At 68.5% G+C, this 13,223-nt stretch carries 13 protein-coding genes; 9 read left to right on the forward strand and 4 right to left on the reverse strand.

Annotated elements, in window-relative coordinates; translation table 11 throughout:
- Window positions 1–130: 130 nt before the first annotated feature.
- Window positions 131–1,705, forward strand: coding sequence for an LVIVD repeat-containing protein (locus LTT66_RS35900; RefSeq protein ID WP_233062895.1), 1,575 nt, complete (start codon window positions 131–133; stop codon window positions 1,703–1,705).
- A gap of 2 nt (window positions 1,706–1,707) precedes the next feature.
- Window positions 1,708–2,355, forward strand: coding sequence for a DUF305 domain-containing protein (locus LTT66_RS35905; protein ID WP_233062896.1), 648 nt, complete (start codon window positions 1,708–1,710; stop codon window positions 2,353–2,355).
- Between the two features lie 8 nt (window positions 2,356–2,363).
- Here the strand turns inward: LTT66_RS35905 and LTT66_RS35910 are convergent, their stop codons facing one another.
- A complete protein-coding gene (locus tag LTT66_RS35910; protein ID WP_233062897.1) occupies window positions 2,364–3,137 on the reverse strand; it encodes an NAD(P)H-dependent oxidoreductase in 774 nt (257 codons plus the stop codon).
- Window positions 3,138–3,305: 168 nt separating this feature from the next.
- Between LTT66_RS35910 and LTT66_RS35915 the strand changes: the two genes are divergently transcribed.
- From LTT66_RS35915 to LTT66_RS35925, 3 genes are read left to right on the forward strand one after another with little or no spacing between them, the layout of a single operon-like run.
- Window positions 3,306–3,512, forward strand: coding sequence for a hypothetical protein (locus tag LTT66_RS35915; RefSeq protein ID WP_233062898.1), 207 nt, complete (start codon window positions 3,306–3,308; stop codon window positions 3,510–3,512).
- On the forward strand, window positions 3,509–4,243 hold the full coding sequence (locus LTT66_RS35920) for a PaaI family thioesterase (RefSeq protein WP_233062899.1): 735 nt from the start codon (window positions 3,509–3,511) through the stop codon (window positions 4,241–4,243). The genes LTT66_RS35915 and LTT66_RS35920 overlap by 4 nt, the downstream gene beginning before the upstream one ends.
- Before the next feature lie 46 nt (window positions 4,244–4,289).
- A complete protein-coding gene (locus LTT66_RS35925; RefSeq protein WP_233062900.1) occupies window positions 4,290–5,177 on the forward strand; it encodes a hypothetical protein in 888 nt (295 codons plus the stop codon).
- On the opposite strand, the gene LTT66_RS35930 is transcribed toward LTT66_RS35925, so the two are convergent.
- Both LTT66_RS35930 and LTT66_RS35935 read right to left on the reverse strand, forming a co-directional pair.
- Window positions 5,171–5,686 (reverse strand): hypothetical protein, encoded by a 516-nt coding sequence (locus LTT66_RS35930; RefSeq protein ID WP_233062901.1) that lies wholly within the window; start codon window positions 5,684–5,686, stop codon window positions 5,171–5,173. The two genes, LTT66_RS35925 and LTT66_RS35930, sit on opposite strands and share 7 nt — an antisense overlap.
- A 642-nt stretch (window positions 5,687–6,328) precedes the next feature.
- Window positions 6,329–8,509: a malate synthase G gene (locus LTT66_RS35935; RefSeq protein WP_233062902.1), complete on the reverse strand. Its 2,181-nt coding sequence runs from the start codon at window positions 8,507–8,509 to the stop codon at window positions 6,329–6,331.
- A gap of 303 nt (window positions 8,510–8,812) precedes the next feature.
- On the opposite strand from LTT66_RS35935, the gene LTT66_RS35940 reads away from it, so the two are divergent.
- From LTT66_RS35940 to LTT66_RS35955, 4 genes are read left to right on the forward strand one after another with little or no spacing between them, the layout of a single operon-like run.
- Window positions 8,813–9,493: an SDR family NAD(P)-dependent oxidoreductase gene (locus LTT66_RS35940; protein WP_233069512.1), complete on the forward strand. Its 681-nt coding sequence runs from the start codon at window positions 8,813–8,815 to the stop codon at window positions 9,491–9,493.
- Window positions 9,490–10,539: a zinc-binding dehydrogenase gene (locus tag LTT66_RS35945; protein WP_233062903.1), complete on the forward strand. Its 1,050-nt coding sequence runs from the start codon at window positions 9,490–9,492 to the stop codon at window positions 10,537–10,539. Before LTT66_RS35940 ends, LTT66_RS35945 begins: the two co-directional genes overlap by 4 nt.
- Window positions 10,536–11,174, forward strand: coding sequence for a TetR/AcrR family transcriptional regulator (locus tag LTT66_RS35950; RefSeq protein ID WP_195065743.1), 639 nt, complete (start codon window positions 10,536–10,538; stop codon window positions 11,172–11,174). Before LTT66_RS35945 ends, LTT66_RS35950 begins: the two co-directional genes overlap by 4 nt.
- Window positions 11,175–11,176: 2 nt before the next feature.
- Window positions 11,177–12,466, forward strand: coding sequence for an acyl-CoA dehydrogenase family protein (locus LTT66_RS35955; RefSeq protein WP_233062904.1), 1,290 nt, complete (start codon window positions 11,177–11,179; stop codon window positions 12,464–12,466).
- Between the two features lie 29 nt (window positions 12,467–12,495).
- On the opposite strand, the gene LTT66_RS35960 is transcribed toward LTT66_RS35955, so the two are convergent.
- The gene (locus tag LTT66_RS35960) at window positions 12,496–13,194 is read right to left on the reverse strand and encodes a winged helix-turn-helix transcriptional regulator (RefSeq protein ID WP_181724177.1); all 699 of its coding nucleotides are present in this window, start codon (window positions 13,192–13,194) and stop codon (window positions 12,496–12,498) included.
- Window positions 13,195–13,223: the final 29 nt, after the last annotated feature.

Raw genomic sequence — 13,223 nt, forward strand, 5'->3', positions numbered from 1 at the left:
AATCCGTGCGGGATTCGACGAAACCGTCCCCCGAAGTTACCGCCAATTACTACCATTCAGTCAGTTCAGCGGTGACTGTCCCAGTCACTCTGGGCAGCCAAGCCCGAAGACGAAGTTGGGGGACGCGACGATGCGCCCAGTGGCCAGACTGTGCCGTGCCAAACCGTTGGCTCTGCTCACCATCGGCATGGTCACGGCCATGCTGCTGCCCGTGAGCGCCTCGGCCGATCCGGAATCGGTGACCCGCAACGCGGTCCAAGAGTTCCTCGACGTCGGGCGCACCTCGGTCCCCCGGGCCGACTGCGGACCGGGTTCCACACCCGAGAGCGGTCTGCAAGGCGATGTCACCGCCGCCGACCGCGACAGCGGGCGCAGCACGCAGGGCTACCGGTGCAATATGTCCTTCGTCGGCGGCTTCGCCGGTCGCGGGGCGGGCATCACCTCCACCAGCTTCGAGCACTGCGCCTACCTGGGGTCGTTCTTTCCCGGCGACCTGATCGGCGAGGCGCGCGGCGTCCAGGTGCTCGACGTGTCCGATCCGGCGCACCCGCGCCCGACGGTGACGCTGACCGAGCCCGCCATGCTCGCGGGCACCTGGGAGAGCCTCAAGGTCAATACCGCGCGCAAGCTGCTGGTCGGCACCGGCGTCCCGGTCGGCGAGGGTGTGGGCTACCTGTCGGTCTACGACGTCTCCGATTGCGCGCATCCGCGGCTGCTCAACCCGGGCCCGGGAACGAATCTGCTGATGCCGCTGCCGATCACCACGCACGAGGGCGGCTTCTCCCCGGACGGCAACACGTACTGGGCATCGGGGATCGCACCCGGTTTCGTCAGCGCGGTCGACCTGACCGACCCGGCTCACCCGCGCGTGGTGTGGCAGGGGCTGACCGGCATCGAAGCGCACGGTTTCGGCATCAGCCCCGACGGCAACCGGATGTACATCTCCGCCCTCGGCGGGTTCACCGTCCTCGACATCAGCGCGGTGCAGCGCCGCGACCCGAACCCGCAGGTCCACCATCTCGGCCGGGTGTTCTGGACGGACGGCTGGGCGACCCAGCACAGTGTCCCGGTCAGCTACGACGGCAAGCCCTACCTCTACACCGTCGATGAAGGCGGTTCCGGCGGCGTCAAACTCATCGATGTGTCCGACGACACCGCACCCAAGGTGGCCAACAAGATCAAGCTCGAGATCAACCTGCCCCAGCACCTCGACAGCAATATCGGCTCCTCCATGGGCGGTTCCGCCTTCGCCTACGAATCGCACTACTGCGCCGCCGACCGGCAGGAGAACCCGACCGCGCTGGCCTGCGGGTGGATCTCGTCGGGCATCCGGGTGTTCGATATCCGCGATCCCTACGCCATCCGCGAGATCGCCTATTACAACCCGCCCGCCCGCACCGGGCAGAACCTGAGTCTGTGGAATTCGCCGCACGCGCTCGCCTCGCTCATCGGCGTTCCCTTGATGAGCGCACCACCCGCGGTGCGCGCCGTGCTGGAGGGACAGTTCGACCCGCTGGATGCCACCACCCCGCGTACCGGTCGCCTCGCCTTCGGCGACGTGTCCACCGACTGGTGCTTCTCGCCGCCGGAATGGCGCGGCTCGCAGCTCTACGTCGCGTGCTCGGACAACGGATTCATGGTGCTGCAATTGGACAACGACGTGTACTCGCCTCCGGCGAACCAGCAGTCGATCGTCGGGTCCTAGCGATGCGACGCTGGACGCGAATCGCCGCACTGGCTTCGGCGGCCTTCGCGCTGCTCGTGCTGGGCGCCGCGCTGCGGCCACTGGCGTTCCCGGAGAACCGTTCCGCCGCACCCGTTCTCACCGCGGTCGAGATCGGCTTCGTCCAGGACATGACCATCCATCACCAGCAAGCGCTGCTCATGGTGCAGCGGCTCGATCGCTCGGTCGACCCGGCGATCACCCGGCTGGCCGAGCAACTCGACCGCACGCAGCGGCTGGAAATCGGCACCATGCTCGGCTGGCTGCGCCTGGTGGACGCGGCCCCGAGCTCCGACCGTCCGATGGCGTGGATGCACGCCGCGCACGCGTCGCCGCATCGGCACCCCGCAGCGGCCGCGCAGACCGCCTCCACTCCCCTCATGCCGGGTATGGCCAGCAGCGCGGAGCTGGATGCCTTGGCGACGGCGCGTGGCCGCGATGCGGAAATCCTGTTCCTACAGTTGATGTTCCGGCATCACCAGGGCGGAATCACGATGGCCGAGGCCGCCGACGGGCTCCTGCGCTCGGGACCGGTCAAGGAGATCGCTCGTGCCATGATCCACGGGCAGGGTCAGGAAGCGGGGACGATGGGCATGCTGCTCACCCAGCGCGGGGCGGCTCCGCGGCCGTGACCACCGGGTCACGACGCCACATGCAATTCGAATCCGGTCGCCCCGCGCGTCTCGCGACCCGGCTCGAGACGCAGGCTGCGGTCGTAGTCGCCCCCGGCCTGCGGGCGGTACGGAATCGGCTCCAGCTCCGCCAGATCCGACATCCGCCGCCGTAGATCATCGGCGACCTCGTCGAAGCGCGCCGAGCCGAGCCGGATCGTGTCGTGGACCAGGAACGGCGGCAGCACGTCCATGCCGGTGTAGTACAGGATGCCGTGGTGGATCGGGAACAGCAGATCCTCGACCGGGCCGTTGATCCCGCGGTCGGAATACGACGGCTGCTTGCCCCCGATCGAGACCACGAGCATCGCACGCCGGCCCGCCAGCACGCCCGCTCCGTACCTGGGCAGCGCCGTGCCACCGGCGCCGTAGGCGAAACCGCAGGTGAGCACCCGGTCCACCCACCCCTTCATGATCGCGGGCATGCCGAACCACCAGAGCGGGAAATGCAGGACCACGGCATCCGCCCACAGCAGTTTCTCCTGCTCGGCACGGATGTCGGGACTCAGTGTCCCGTTGTGGTAGGCCACGCCGGAGGCCAGCATGAAGTTGGGCTCCTCGACCGCGCCGAAATCGTCGGTGTCGGCGGCGGCCTTCCAGCCCATCGCGTAGAGGTCGGTGATCCGAACCTCGTGCCCCTGCGTCCGCAACTGCTGCACGGCAACGTCTTTCAGCGCGCCGGTGAGTGAGTCCGGCTTCGGGTGGGCGTACACGACCAGTACGTTCGATCCAGCTTTCGTCACGTCTGGGCGCAACGGCCTCGGGCGCGCAGGAATTCCGGCGTACCGCCGACCTGCACGGACGCAGCGTCCTTCCGGCTGCGGAGTCTCGTGGAATGCGGGCGCGGCGCGACGCGTTGCCCTCGACGACCGTCGATCCGGCGAGCGGACCCGGGCGGAGAGGAACGCGGAGTGTCGGACAAGATGTTCGAGGGCAGGCACGTAGTCGTCACGGGCGGCGCGATAGGCCGCGCTGCCGCGCTCGCGTTCGCCGAGCAGCTCGCTGCGAGCGTCGATCACCGTGACCGGTCGCCCGGCCGCGGACCGGCGACGCCACGACGGTATCGTCGGCTGAACCGGGTCACGATCGTCGGCCGGGAGAGGTTGGGCAGCGGATGATTCGGACCGATGCGTTCACGGTGCCGAGGCACGTACGGGGTTATCCGGGAGTGGCCTTCGGCGGGTACGTGGCGGGGCTGCTCGCCGCCGCGAGCGGTTCCGAGCAAGTGCGCGTCGACTTCCGCCGCACGGTCTCGGTGGACACCCCCGTTGTGCTGGCCGCCGACGGCTCCGGCGGCGCGTCGCTCATCGATCAGGACGGTGCGGTGCTCGCTGAAGCGTCCGCGTCGAGGGTTACGGTCACGCCGCGGCCCGCGCCCACGTGGGCGCAGGCACGAGCGGCGAGTGCGACAGCCGACGTGCTGCGCAAAATGAGCCACTGCTACGGCTGCGGCGCGGCCTGCCCGCCCGGCCGCGGGCTGCGCCTGTCCCCCTGGGCCATGCCCACGCACGACATGGTCGTCGCCGCATGGACCCCCGATCTGTCCCTGGGCGGACCCGATGGCCTCCTTTCCACCGAAAACGTCTGGGCCGCTTTGGACTGCCCCGGCGGTTGGGCCGCGATGGCCCTGCGTGACCTGCGCCCGGGCGCGGTGACCGCCGCGCTCACCGCCACGCAGTTCGAACCTGTCCGCGCCGGTGACCCCTACCTCTCCTACGGCTGGCCGATCTCGGCGAACGGCCGCAAACACACCGTCGGCGTAGCACTGGCCCGCGCCGACGGCACGATCTGTGCCCTCGCCGAAGCCCTGTGGATCGAGCCGCGCCATCCACTGCCGTTCGAGTGGTGATCAACCCCACCCGCACCTGTCGGTGGCTATCGATATCGTGCCCGCCATGCCCTCGTCGGTGCACGAAGTCCTCATCGAATTGGTCCGGCGCAGACCGACTTTGGTCGCGGAACTGCTGACTTCCACGCTCGGCCTATCGCTTCCCGAGTTCGATCACGCGCGCGTCGACTCGGGCGACCTACCGGATATCGAACCGACCGAGTATCGGGCGGACCTGGTCGTCACGCTCACGGCCGCCGGTGTCCCGGTGCTCGGCATCGTCGTCGAGGTGCAACTGCAGCGCGACGACGACAAGGCGTGGAGCTGGCCGGTCTACCTGACAACCCTGCGTGCGCGCCTGCGCTGCCTCGTCCTGCTGGTCGTGGTGTGCCCGAACGAGCGCGCCGCGGCCCACTGCCGTCGTCCGATCACGGTGGCGCCGGGGTTCACCCTCTCGCCGATGGTGCTCAGCCCGACCAACGTGCCGGTCGTCAGCGACACCCACACCGCGCACGAGCGCCCTGATCTCGCCGCCCTGTCCGCCATCGCCCACCGCAACGATCCCGAACGCGACGCGATCCTCACCGCCCTCGCCGCGACAGCACACGACTCCGCGGACGGCAAAAGGTACATTGACCTGGTACTGGCCGCACTGCCGAAAGCAGCGGCCCGGCACTTCCTGGAGATGCTGATGACGACAGACACATCCCCGTACTACAGCCAGTACTTCAAACAGCTGTACGCCGATGGCAGGACCGACGGAATAGCCGAAGGCAAAGCCGAAGGAGAAGCCAAGGCGCTGCTGACCGTGCTCGCCACCCGCGGATTCCACGTCCCCGAGGCCATGGCCGCCGAAATCAAGGCTTGCACCGACGACGCGCGCCTCACCGAATGGATCACCCGGGCCGTCACCGCCGACACCCTAGAGGAGGTCTTCGGCGACGGGGCTCAGTGAGTGTCGATGAAGCGGTACCACTGGCCGTCGAAGGCGGAGTATTCGACGCCGTTGGTGGCCGGAGGGCCGAGGTGGGGTGGGGTGGCCGGGTCGCGGAAGAAGGCGAAGCCTTCCGAGTCCTGGTCGCCCGCCTGGGTGTAGAACAGGCAGCCGCCGTCACGGGGGGTGATGAAGGTGATGGTGTAGACGCCCAGGCGGGTGCGGTGGCCGGAGTGGGCGCAGTCGGCCGCTTGGTCCTCGAGGATCCCGCGGGAGAGCCGCCAGCCGGTGTCCTCCGGGACGTCGTAGAGCGTCAGCGCCACCAGGACGCCGATCAGCACGGGCGAAGCGAGGCTGTGGAACAGGGCGCGGTAGCGCAGCAGGCCGAGCAATCCGAACAGGACGGCGATCCCGCCGAGCACGCCGAGGACCGCCCACAGCACGACGAGGGTCGGGAACGTGCCCTCCGCGGCGAGTTGCCAGAACAGCGCCGCGCAGCAGAGCACGACCAAGGCGGTCAGGAGCCCCATCCACAGCACGAACCAACGAGGAATACGCGACCGTGTGCGCACGGACCCAGCGGAGTTCACGTGTTCAAGATACGAGGGGCCGCAGCTTCGCGCGCGGTATCGGTGGCGGAATGGCCCAGCTCCATGGGGATCACGCCGATCCGGCCGCCCACCACGGGCGTGAGGGAAAGCCCGCACAGCGGTGCGGAGCCGATTTCGGAAGCCCGCATGCTCGCCTCGCGTGTTCCAGAACGGTGCCGCACAACGAATTCCGGCGATCCTCACTCGCGGTCGGTGGACATCGAGCCGACAGTGTGAAAACAAACATTCCGGAACGCTTTTCCGATTCCGGCCCGAACGCGAAATCCCCGGCCAGAAAACTGACCGGGGGATTCCCTATTGCTCGAAGTAGATCGCGTACCGCACGCTCACAGCGGCGGGAAGCCCGCCGATCCGGTGGCCATCCAATTCCAGAACATCGCCGCGCGATTGGCGAGCAATGCCACGATGTCGAGCACAACGCTTCCCATGAATCTTCCTCACAAATCGAACGATCTCGTGCGGCCCCCAGGGTAACGGACCGATAAACGGGAGTCGAAATTCCGGATCCCCGAAGCACGAATCCCCCGGCCGACGGACCGGGGGATTCGCGATGCGCGCGGACTAGACGCAGGCCAGCGCCTTCGCCTCGCGGCGACGGCGGTGCAGGATCGGCTCGGTGTACCCGTTGGGCTGCTTGGTGCCCTCCAGGATGAGTTCCTTGGCCGCCTGGAACGCGATGCTGCCCGCGAAGTCGGGGGCCATCGCCCGGTAGTTCGGGTCACCGGCGTTCTGCCGGTCCACGACCGGGGCCATCCGCTCCAGACTCGCCACCACCTCATCGGCGGTGACGATGCCGTGACGCAGCCAGTTGGCCATCAGCTGGCTGGAGATGCGCAGGGTCGCACGGTCTTCCATGAGCGCGACGTCCTTGATGTCGGGCACCTTGGAGCAGCCGACGCCGTGGTCGATCCAGCGCACCACGTAGCCGAGGATGGACTGCGAGTTGTTGTCCAACTCCTGGCGCTTCTCCTCGTCGGTCCAGTTCGGCGCGGCGGCCAGCGGGATCTCGAGGATCTCGTCGACGGTGGCGCGGCGGCCGCCCTTGGCGATCTCCTGCTGACGCTTGAACACGTCGACCAGGTGGTAGTGCGTCGCGTGCAGGGTGGCGGCGGTCGGCGAGGGCACCCACGCGGTGTTGGCGCCCGCGCGCGGGTGACCGATCTTCTGGGTGAGCATGTCGGCCATCAGATCCGGCATGGCCCACATGCCCTTGCCGATCTGCGCCTTGCCGGGCAGGCCGGCCGCCAGACCGGTGTCGACGTTCCAGTCCTCGTAGGACAGGATCCACTGCTGGGACTTCATGTCGGCCTTGCGGACCATCGGCCCGGCCTCCATGGAGGTGTGGATCTCGTCGCCGGTGCGGTCCAGGAAGCCGGTGTTGATGAACACCACCCGTTCGGCGGCGGCCTGGATGCAGGCCTTCAGGTTGACCGTGGTCCGGCGCTCCTCGTCCATGATGCCGACCTTGAGCGTGTTGCGCTCCAGCCCGAGCACGTCCTCGATCCGGCCGAACAGCTCGTTGGTGAACGCGACCTCGTCGGGACCGTGCATCTTCGGCTTCACGATGTAGACCGAACCGGTGCGGCTGTTCTTCAGCTTCGCGTCATCGGCCAGGCTGTGCTTGGCGATCAGCGAGGTGATCAGCCCGTCCATGATGCCCTCGGGCACCTCGTTGCCCTCGGCGTCGAGGATCGCGTCGGAAGTCATCAGGTGACCGACGTTGCGCACGAACAGCAGCGAACGGCCGTGCAGCACCAGCTCGCCACCGTCCAGCGCGGTGTACACGCGGTCGGGGTTCATGGTGCGGGTGAAGGTCTTCTCGCCCTTGGTGACCTTCTCCGCGAGTTCGCCCTTCATCAGGCCGAGCCAGTTGTGGTAGCACAGCACCTTGTCTTCGGCGTCGACCGCGGCGACCGAGTCCTCGAAGTCCATGATCGTGGTGACCGCGGACTCCAGCACGACGTCCTTCACGCCCGCGGTGTCGGTGCTGCCGATGGGGGACTGCGGGTCGATCTGGATCTCGATGTGCAGGCCGTTGTGCTTCAGCAGCACCGAGGTCGGCGATTCGGGATCACCGAGGTAGCCGACCAGCTGGGAGGCGTCGGCCAGACCGATGCTGGTGCCGTCCTCCAGGCCGACCTCCAGCTCGCCGTCGACGATCTTGTAGGACGTCGAGCCGATGTGCGAACCGGTGATCAGGGTGACCGAGTCGTCGAGGAAGTTGCGCGCCCACTCGATGACCTTGTCGCCGCGCACCTTGTTGTAGCCGGTGCCCTTCTCCGCGCCGTTGCCCTCGGGGATGGCGTCGGTGCCGTAGAGCGCGTCGTACAGCGAGCCCCAGCGCGCGTTGGCCGCGTTGATCGCGAAACGGGCGTTCATCACCGGCACCACGAGCTGCGGTCCGGCGGTGACGGCGATCTCGTCGTCCACGTTCTGGGTGGTGATCCGGAAATCGGCGGGCTCGGGGCGCAGGTAGCCGATCTCGGTCAGGAAGTTCTTGTAGGCGGCCTTGTCGTAGTTCGCGCCGGGGTGTTCGGCGTGCCAGGCGTCGACCTTGCCCTGGATCTCGTCGCGCTCGGCCAGGAGGGCGCGGTTGCGCGGGGCGAGGTCGTTGACGACCTGCTCTGCCCCGGCCCAGAACGCGGCGGAATCCACGCCGGTCCCGGGGAGCGCCTCGTTCTCGACGAACTCGTGGAGAACGCGTGCCACCTGGAGCCCGCCGACCTGAATCCGCTCTGTCATCTACTGCCTCACTTCCGCGAAACCGGGTGGGAAAACAAAGCCATGTTACCCGCGGGTAGTGGTGCCACCGCGCGTCGGGTCGTCCGGCCCTGTGCCCGAATCTGTCCGCCACGCCGATATGAGCGGGTTTTCACCCGGCGGGTCGTCGAGCCGTCGGCGGTCGGCCGGACAGCCCCTTGATCGTAACCCGCGGCCGATTTAATGTACTGATCGGAACATTTCTCGACCCACGCAGGAGTTCAGGTGTCACTCACCGACAAGGTCGCCGTCGTCACCGGGGGCAGCCGCGGTCTGGGCAAACAGATGGTGCTCGCGTTCGCCGAAGCAGGCGCGGACGTGGTGATCGCCAGCCGCAAGCTGGAGGGATGCGCCGCGCTCGCCGAGGAGGTGACGCGGCGATTCGGCCGCCGCGCCCTGCCGGTGGCCTGCAACGTCAGCGACTGGTCGCAGTGCGACGCTCTGGTGGAGACGGTCTACGCCGCGTTCGGCCGGGTGGACGTGCTGGTCAACAACGCGGGCCTCTCGCCGCTGTACCCGAGCCTGGACCAGGTCACCGAGGCGTTGTTCGACAAGGTCATCGGCGTCAATCTGAAAGGCCCGTTCCGGCTGTCGGCCCTGATCGGCAGCCGCATGGCGGCCGACGGCGGCGGCTCGATCATCAACATCTCCTCGATCGAAGCGGCGCGGCCGGAGCCGTTCGCGGTCCCCTACTCGGCGGCCAAGGCGGGACTCAACGCCCTCACCGGCGGGCTGGCGCAGACATTCGCGCCGAACGTGCGGGTCAACACCATCCAGTGCGGCCCCTTCGCGACCGACATCGCCACGGCGTGGCCCGACGAGCTGCGCACCGAACTCACCAAGCACAACGCGTTGCGCCGCGTCGGCGAGCCCGGCGAGGTGGTCGGGGCGGCGCTGTTCTTCGCCACCGACGCCTCCGCGTTCTGCACCGGTGCCACCCTCGCGGTGGACGGGGGCTGGCGATGAAGGCTCTGACTTACGAAGGCCCGCAGCGGATCTCGTACCACGATCGGCCGGACCCGGTCTTGCCCGGCCCCGACGGCGCGATCGTGCGGGTGACCGCCTCCGGCATCTGCGGCAGTGATCTGCACATCTACGCCGGACACGGTTTCGTCGCGGGCGCCGGTTACGGCGTGGGACACGAAGCGGTGGGCGAGATCGTCGAACTGGGCCCGCACACCCGCGGGTTCTCGGTCGGTGACCGCGTGCTGGTCGCCGCGTCGGCGGGCTGTGACAGCTGCCCGCAGTGCCGTGCCGGAATTGTCACCGCGTGCGCACGCCACCCGCTCCCGGTCGACGCCTGCTACGGGCTCGGCGGCTCGCTGGCGGGGTGCCAGGCTCAGCTGCTCGCCGTACCGCACGCCGCGGGCAACCTGGCGAAGCTGCCCGACGAGGTGAGCGACACCGCCGCCGTGGTGCTCACCGACAACGCGCCCACCGCGTGGTACGGAGCCAGGCGCGCCCGGATCGCGCCCGGCGACACCGTGGTGGTGATCGGCCTCGGTCCGGTCGGACTCATGGCGGTGCAGTCCGCCTTCGCGATGGGCGCGGCGCGGGTGCTCGGCGTCGACCTGCTCGCCGAACGCCGCAAGCGGGCCGCCGACCTGGGGGCCGAGCCGGTCGAGTCCGACGACCCGAAACAGGCGATCCGTGAAACGCTGGGCGGCGGAGCGGATGCCGCGATCGAGGCGGTGGGCGACGACGAAACCATCAAGCTGGCGATCAGCGCGGTCGGGCACGGCGGCCGGGTCAGCGTGATCGGCGTCAGCCACAACCGCGCCTATCCGTTCCACTTGATGGCGGCGCAGGTGAAGGACCTCGAATTCCACATCGGCCTGTGTGCGATCCAGTACGAACTGCCCGCATTGCTGAAGCTCACCGCGGGCGGCAGGTTGCGGCCCGAGGCCGTCGTCACCCACCATCTCCCCATGTCCGAGGGGCCGGCGGCCTACCGGATGTTCGCCGAGCGGGCCGACGGTGTGGGCAAAATCGTTCTGGACCCGTCGAGATGACCGCCCCGTCCCGTCGGCGCGGCCGCCCGCCCGCCGCCGAATCCACGGCGAGCGACACCAGAGAGCGGATCGTGCGGGCGGCGATCGACCTGTTCGCCGAGCAGGGCTTCCACGGCACCGGCGTGGCCGAGATCGGCGAGCGCGCCGACGTGCAGCGTGGCGCGCTGTACTACCACATCGGTTCCAAGGAGGACCTGCTGTGGCAGATCCTGCGCGACTACATCCAGCGCATGCTGGCCGATGCCGAACAGATCGCCGACGGGCCCGGCGATCCGATCACCAAGCTGCGCAAGCTGATCCACAGCCACGTGCGGCTGATCATCCGGCATCAGCGTGAGGTGGCCATCCAGCTGCGCGACGTCGGCGCGCTCACCGGCGAGCGCGCCGCGCAACTACAGGACCTGCGCGACCGGGTCCAGCACTGCTGGCAGCGGGTCATCGACGCCGGTCACGCCGAGGGGGCGCTGCGCACCGCCGATCACGTGGTCACCAACAGCGTGCTCGGCATGTTGAACATGGTGTCGTTCTGGTACCGCCCGCACGGCGACCGCTCGCCCGGCGAGATCGCCGACATCCTCACCACCACGTTGCTCGACGGCATGGTGACCAGCACCGCGCCGGACACGAAAGGCTGACCATGGCTTGGGATTTCGAGACCGACCCGGAGTACCAGCGGAAACTGGACTGGGCGGCGGAGTTCGTCCGCACCGAGGTGGAGCCGCTCGATCTGCTCTACCCCAATCCGTACGACCGCACCGACCGCGAGGCCATGGCGCTCATGCGCCCGCTGCAGGAGCAGGTCAAGGAGCAGGGCCTGTGGGCCTGCCACCTCGGGCCGGAACTGGGCGGCCCCGGCTACGGGCAGATGAAGCTCGCCCTGCTCAACGAGGTGCTCGGCACGTCGGTGTGGGCGCCGTCGGTATTCGGTTGCCAGGCTCCGGATTCCGGCAACGCGGAAATCCTCGCCCACTACGGCACGCCGGAGCAGAAGAAGAATTACCTCGAGCCGTTGCTGTCCGGGGAGATCGGCTCGTGCTACGTCATGACCGAGCCGACCGGCGGCTCGGACCCGACGCTGTTCCGGACCCGCGCGGTGCGCGACGGCGACCACTGGGTGATCAACGGCGAGAAGTGGTTCAACTCCAACGCGCAGTTCGCCGCCTTCCATATCGTCATGGTGGTCACCGACCCGGACGTGAGTCCGTATAAGGGCATGTCGATGTTCATCGTGCCCGCCGACGCGCCCGGCCTGGAGATCGTGAAGAACTTCCACGTCGCCGGATTCAGCGAGCACGAGGGCCACCTGCGGTTCACCGACGTCCGTGTCCCCGCCGATCATCTGCTCGGCGCCGAGGGACAAGGTTTCGTGGTCGCGCAGACCCGACTGGGCGGCGGCCGCGTACACCACGCGATGCGCACGGTCGCCATGGCCGGCAAGGCGTTCGACATGATGGCCGAGCGGGCGGTTTCGCGCCCGATGCGCGGCGGCCCGCTGGCCGGGTTGCAGATGACCCAGGAACGCATCGCCGACAGCTGGATCGAGATGGAGCAGTTCCGGCTGCTGGTACTGCGCACGGCCTGGCGCATCGACAAGGAGCAGGACTACACGAAGGTCCGCAAGGACATCGCCGCCATCAAGGTCGCCATGCCCAAGGTGATGCACGACATCGCCCAGCGCGCGCTGCACCTGCACGGCGCGATCGGCGTCAGCCAGGACCTGCCGTTCATCGACATGCTCAGCTACGCGGAGGTGATGGCCCTCGCCGACGGCCCCACCGAGGTGCACAAGATCACCCTCGCGAAAGAGGTGCTGAAGGACTACGCCCCCGCCGACCCGGTGTATCCGAGCGGATACCGGCCCGCGCTCCGGGAGAAGGCGCGCGAACTGGTGGCCCGGCGCCTCGAGCACATCGTCGGAAACCTCTGACCGATCGCACGCGGGGATGCCGTCGGTGTTCAGGACGCGCGCTTGGCGGCCTCCCCGACGTGCGAAGTCTCCGTGTATCCGGCGACGGGGCTGAGCCGCAGCACCGACGGCATCCGGCGGGTGAGCGCGGGCGGGCCGGTGAACCCCACGCGGCCCGTCCGCAGCGCGTGCGCCAGCGGCAGCCGCCCCAGCCACACCTGATACAGGGAGGCGACGTCGGAACTGATCGCGACGTCGACGGGATATCCGGGATCGGAGTCGCACACCGAGGGCACGCCCGCCTCGATCACGATCCAGAAGCGGCGCAGGTCGTCGGTGAACCGCACCAGCAGCACGTGGCGCCGCCCAGGAAACGACGAGGTGTCCACGCGTTTGTGCATCCACCACACCAGCAGGGCGGGATCGCGTTCGTCGTCGCGTGGTGCGCCGAAGCTCCAGCGCGCGCCCCATTCGCCGAGACCGAACAGGATCGGCTCCAGCTCCCGGCCCGCGTCGGTGAGCAGGTATTCGCCGACCAGCTTCTCCACCAGTCCGGCCCGCTCGAACTGCCGTAGACGTTTGGCGAGCAGGCTGCGCGACAGGCCGGGCAAGCCACGGGCGAGGTCGTTGAACCGGGTGGTGCCCAGCAGCAGGTCGCGCAGGATCAGCAGTGACCAGCGCTCGCCCACCACGTCGAGCGCCCGGGAAATCGGGCAGTACTGGCCGTAACTCGGCATCGAAGTCGTCATGGCACCTCGCGGACGGGGTCTCGTTTCTG

It is taken from the genome of Nocardia gipuzkoensis (genome assembly GCF_021183645.1).
GTDB classification, from domain to species: domain Bacteria; phylum Actinomycetota; class Actinomycetes; order Mycobacteriales; family Mycobacteriaceae; genus Nocardia; species Nocardia abscessus.

Excerpts from the sequence above, each read along its gene's own strand:
- LTT66_RS35900 (WP_233062895.1), top strand. The coding sequence starts at position 131 with ATGCGCCCAGTGGCCAGACTGTGCCGTGCCAAACCGTTGGCTCTGCTC.
- LTT66_RS35905 (WP_233062896.1), top strand. The coding sequence starts at position 1,708 with ATGCGACGCTGGACGCGAATCGCCGCACTGGCTTCGGCGGCCTTCGCG.
- LTT66_RS35920 (WP_233062899.1), top strand. The coding sequence starts at position 3,509 with ATGATTCGGACCGATGCGTTCACGGTGCCGAGGCACGTACGGGGTTAT.
- LTT66_RS35925 (WP_233062900.1), top strand. The coding sequence starts at position 4,290 with ATGCCCTCGTCGGTGCACGAAGTCCTCATCGAATTGGTCCGGCGCAGA.
- LTT66_RS35930 (WP_233062901.1), bottom strand. The coding sequence starts at position 5,686 with ATGGGGCTCCTGACCGCCTTGGTCGTGCTCTGCTGCGCGGCGCTGTTC.
- LTT66_RS35935 (WP_233062902.1), bottom strand. The coding sequence starts at position 8,509 with ATGACAGAGCGGATTCAGGTCGGCGGGCTCCAGGTGGCACGCGTTCTC.
- LTT66_RS35940 (WP_233069512.1), top strand. The coding sequence starts at position 8,813 with ATGGTGCTCGCGTTCGCCGAAGCAGGCGCGGACGTGGTGATCGCCAGC.
- LTT66_RS35945 (WP_233062903.1), top strand. The coding sequence starts at position 9,490 with ATGAAGGCTCTGACTTACGAAGGCCCGCAGCGGATCTCGTACCACGAT.
- LTT66_RS35950 (WP_195065743.1), top strand. The coding sequence starts at position 10,536 with ATGACCGCCCCGTCCCGTCGGCGCGGCCGCCCGCCCGCCGCCGAATCC.
- LTT66_RS35955 (WP_233062904.1), top strand. The coding sequence starts at position 11,177 with ATGGCTTGGGATTTCGAGACCGACCCGGAGTACCAGCGGAAACTGGAC.
- LTT66_RS35960 (WP_181724177.1), bottom strand. The coding sequence starts at position 13,194 with ATGACGACTTCGATGCCGAGTTACGGCCAGTACTGCCCGATTTCCCGG.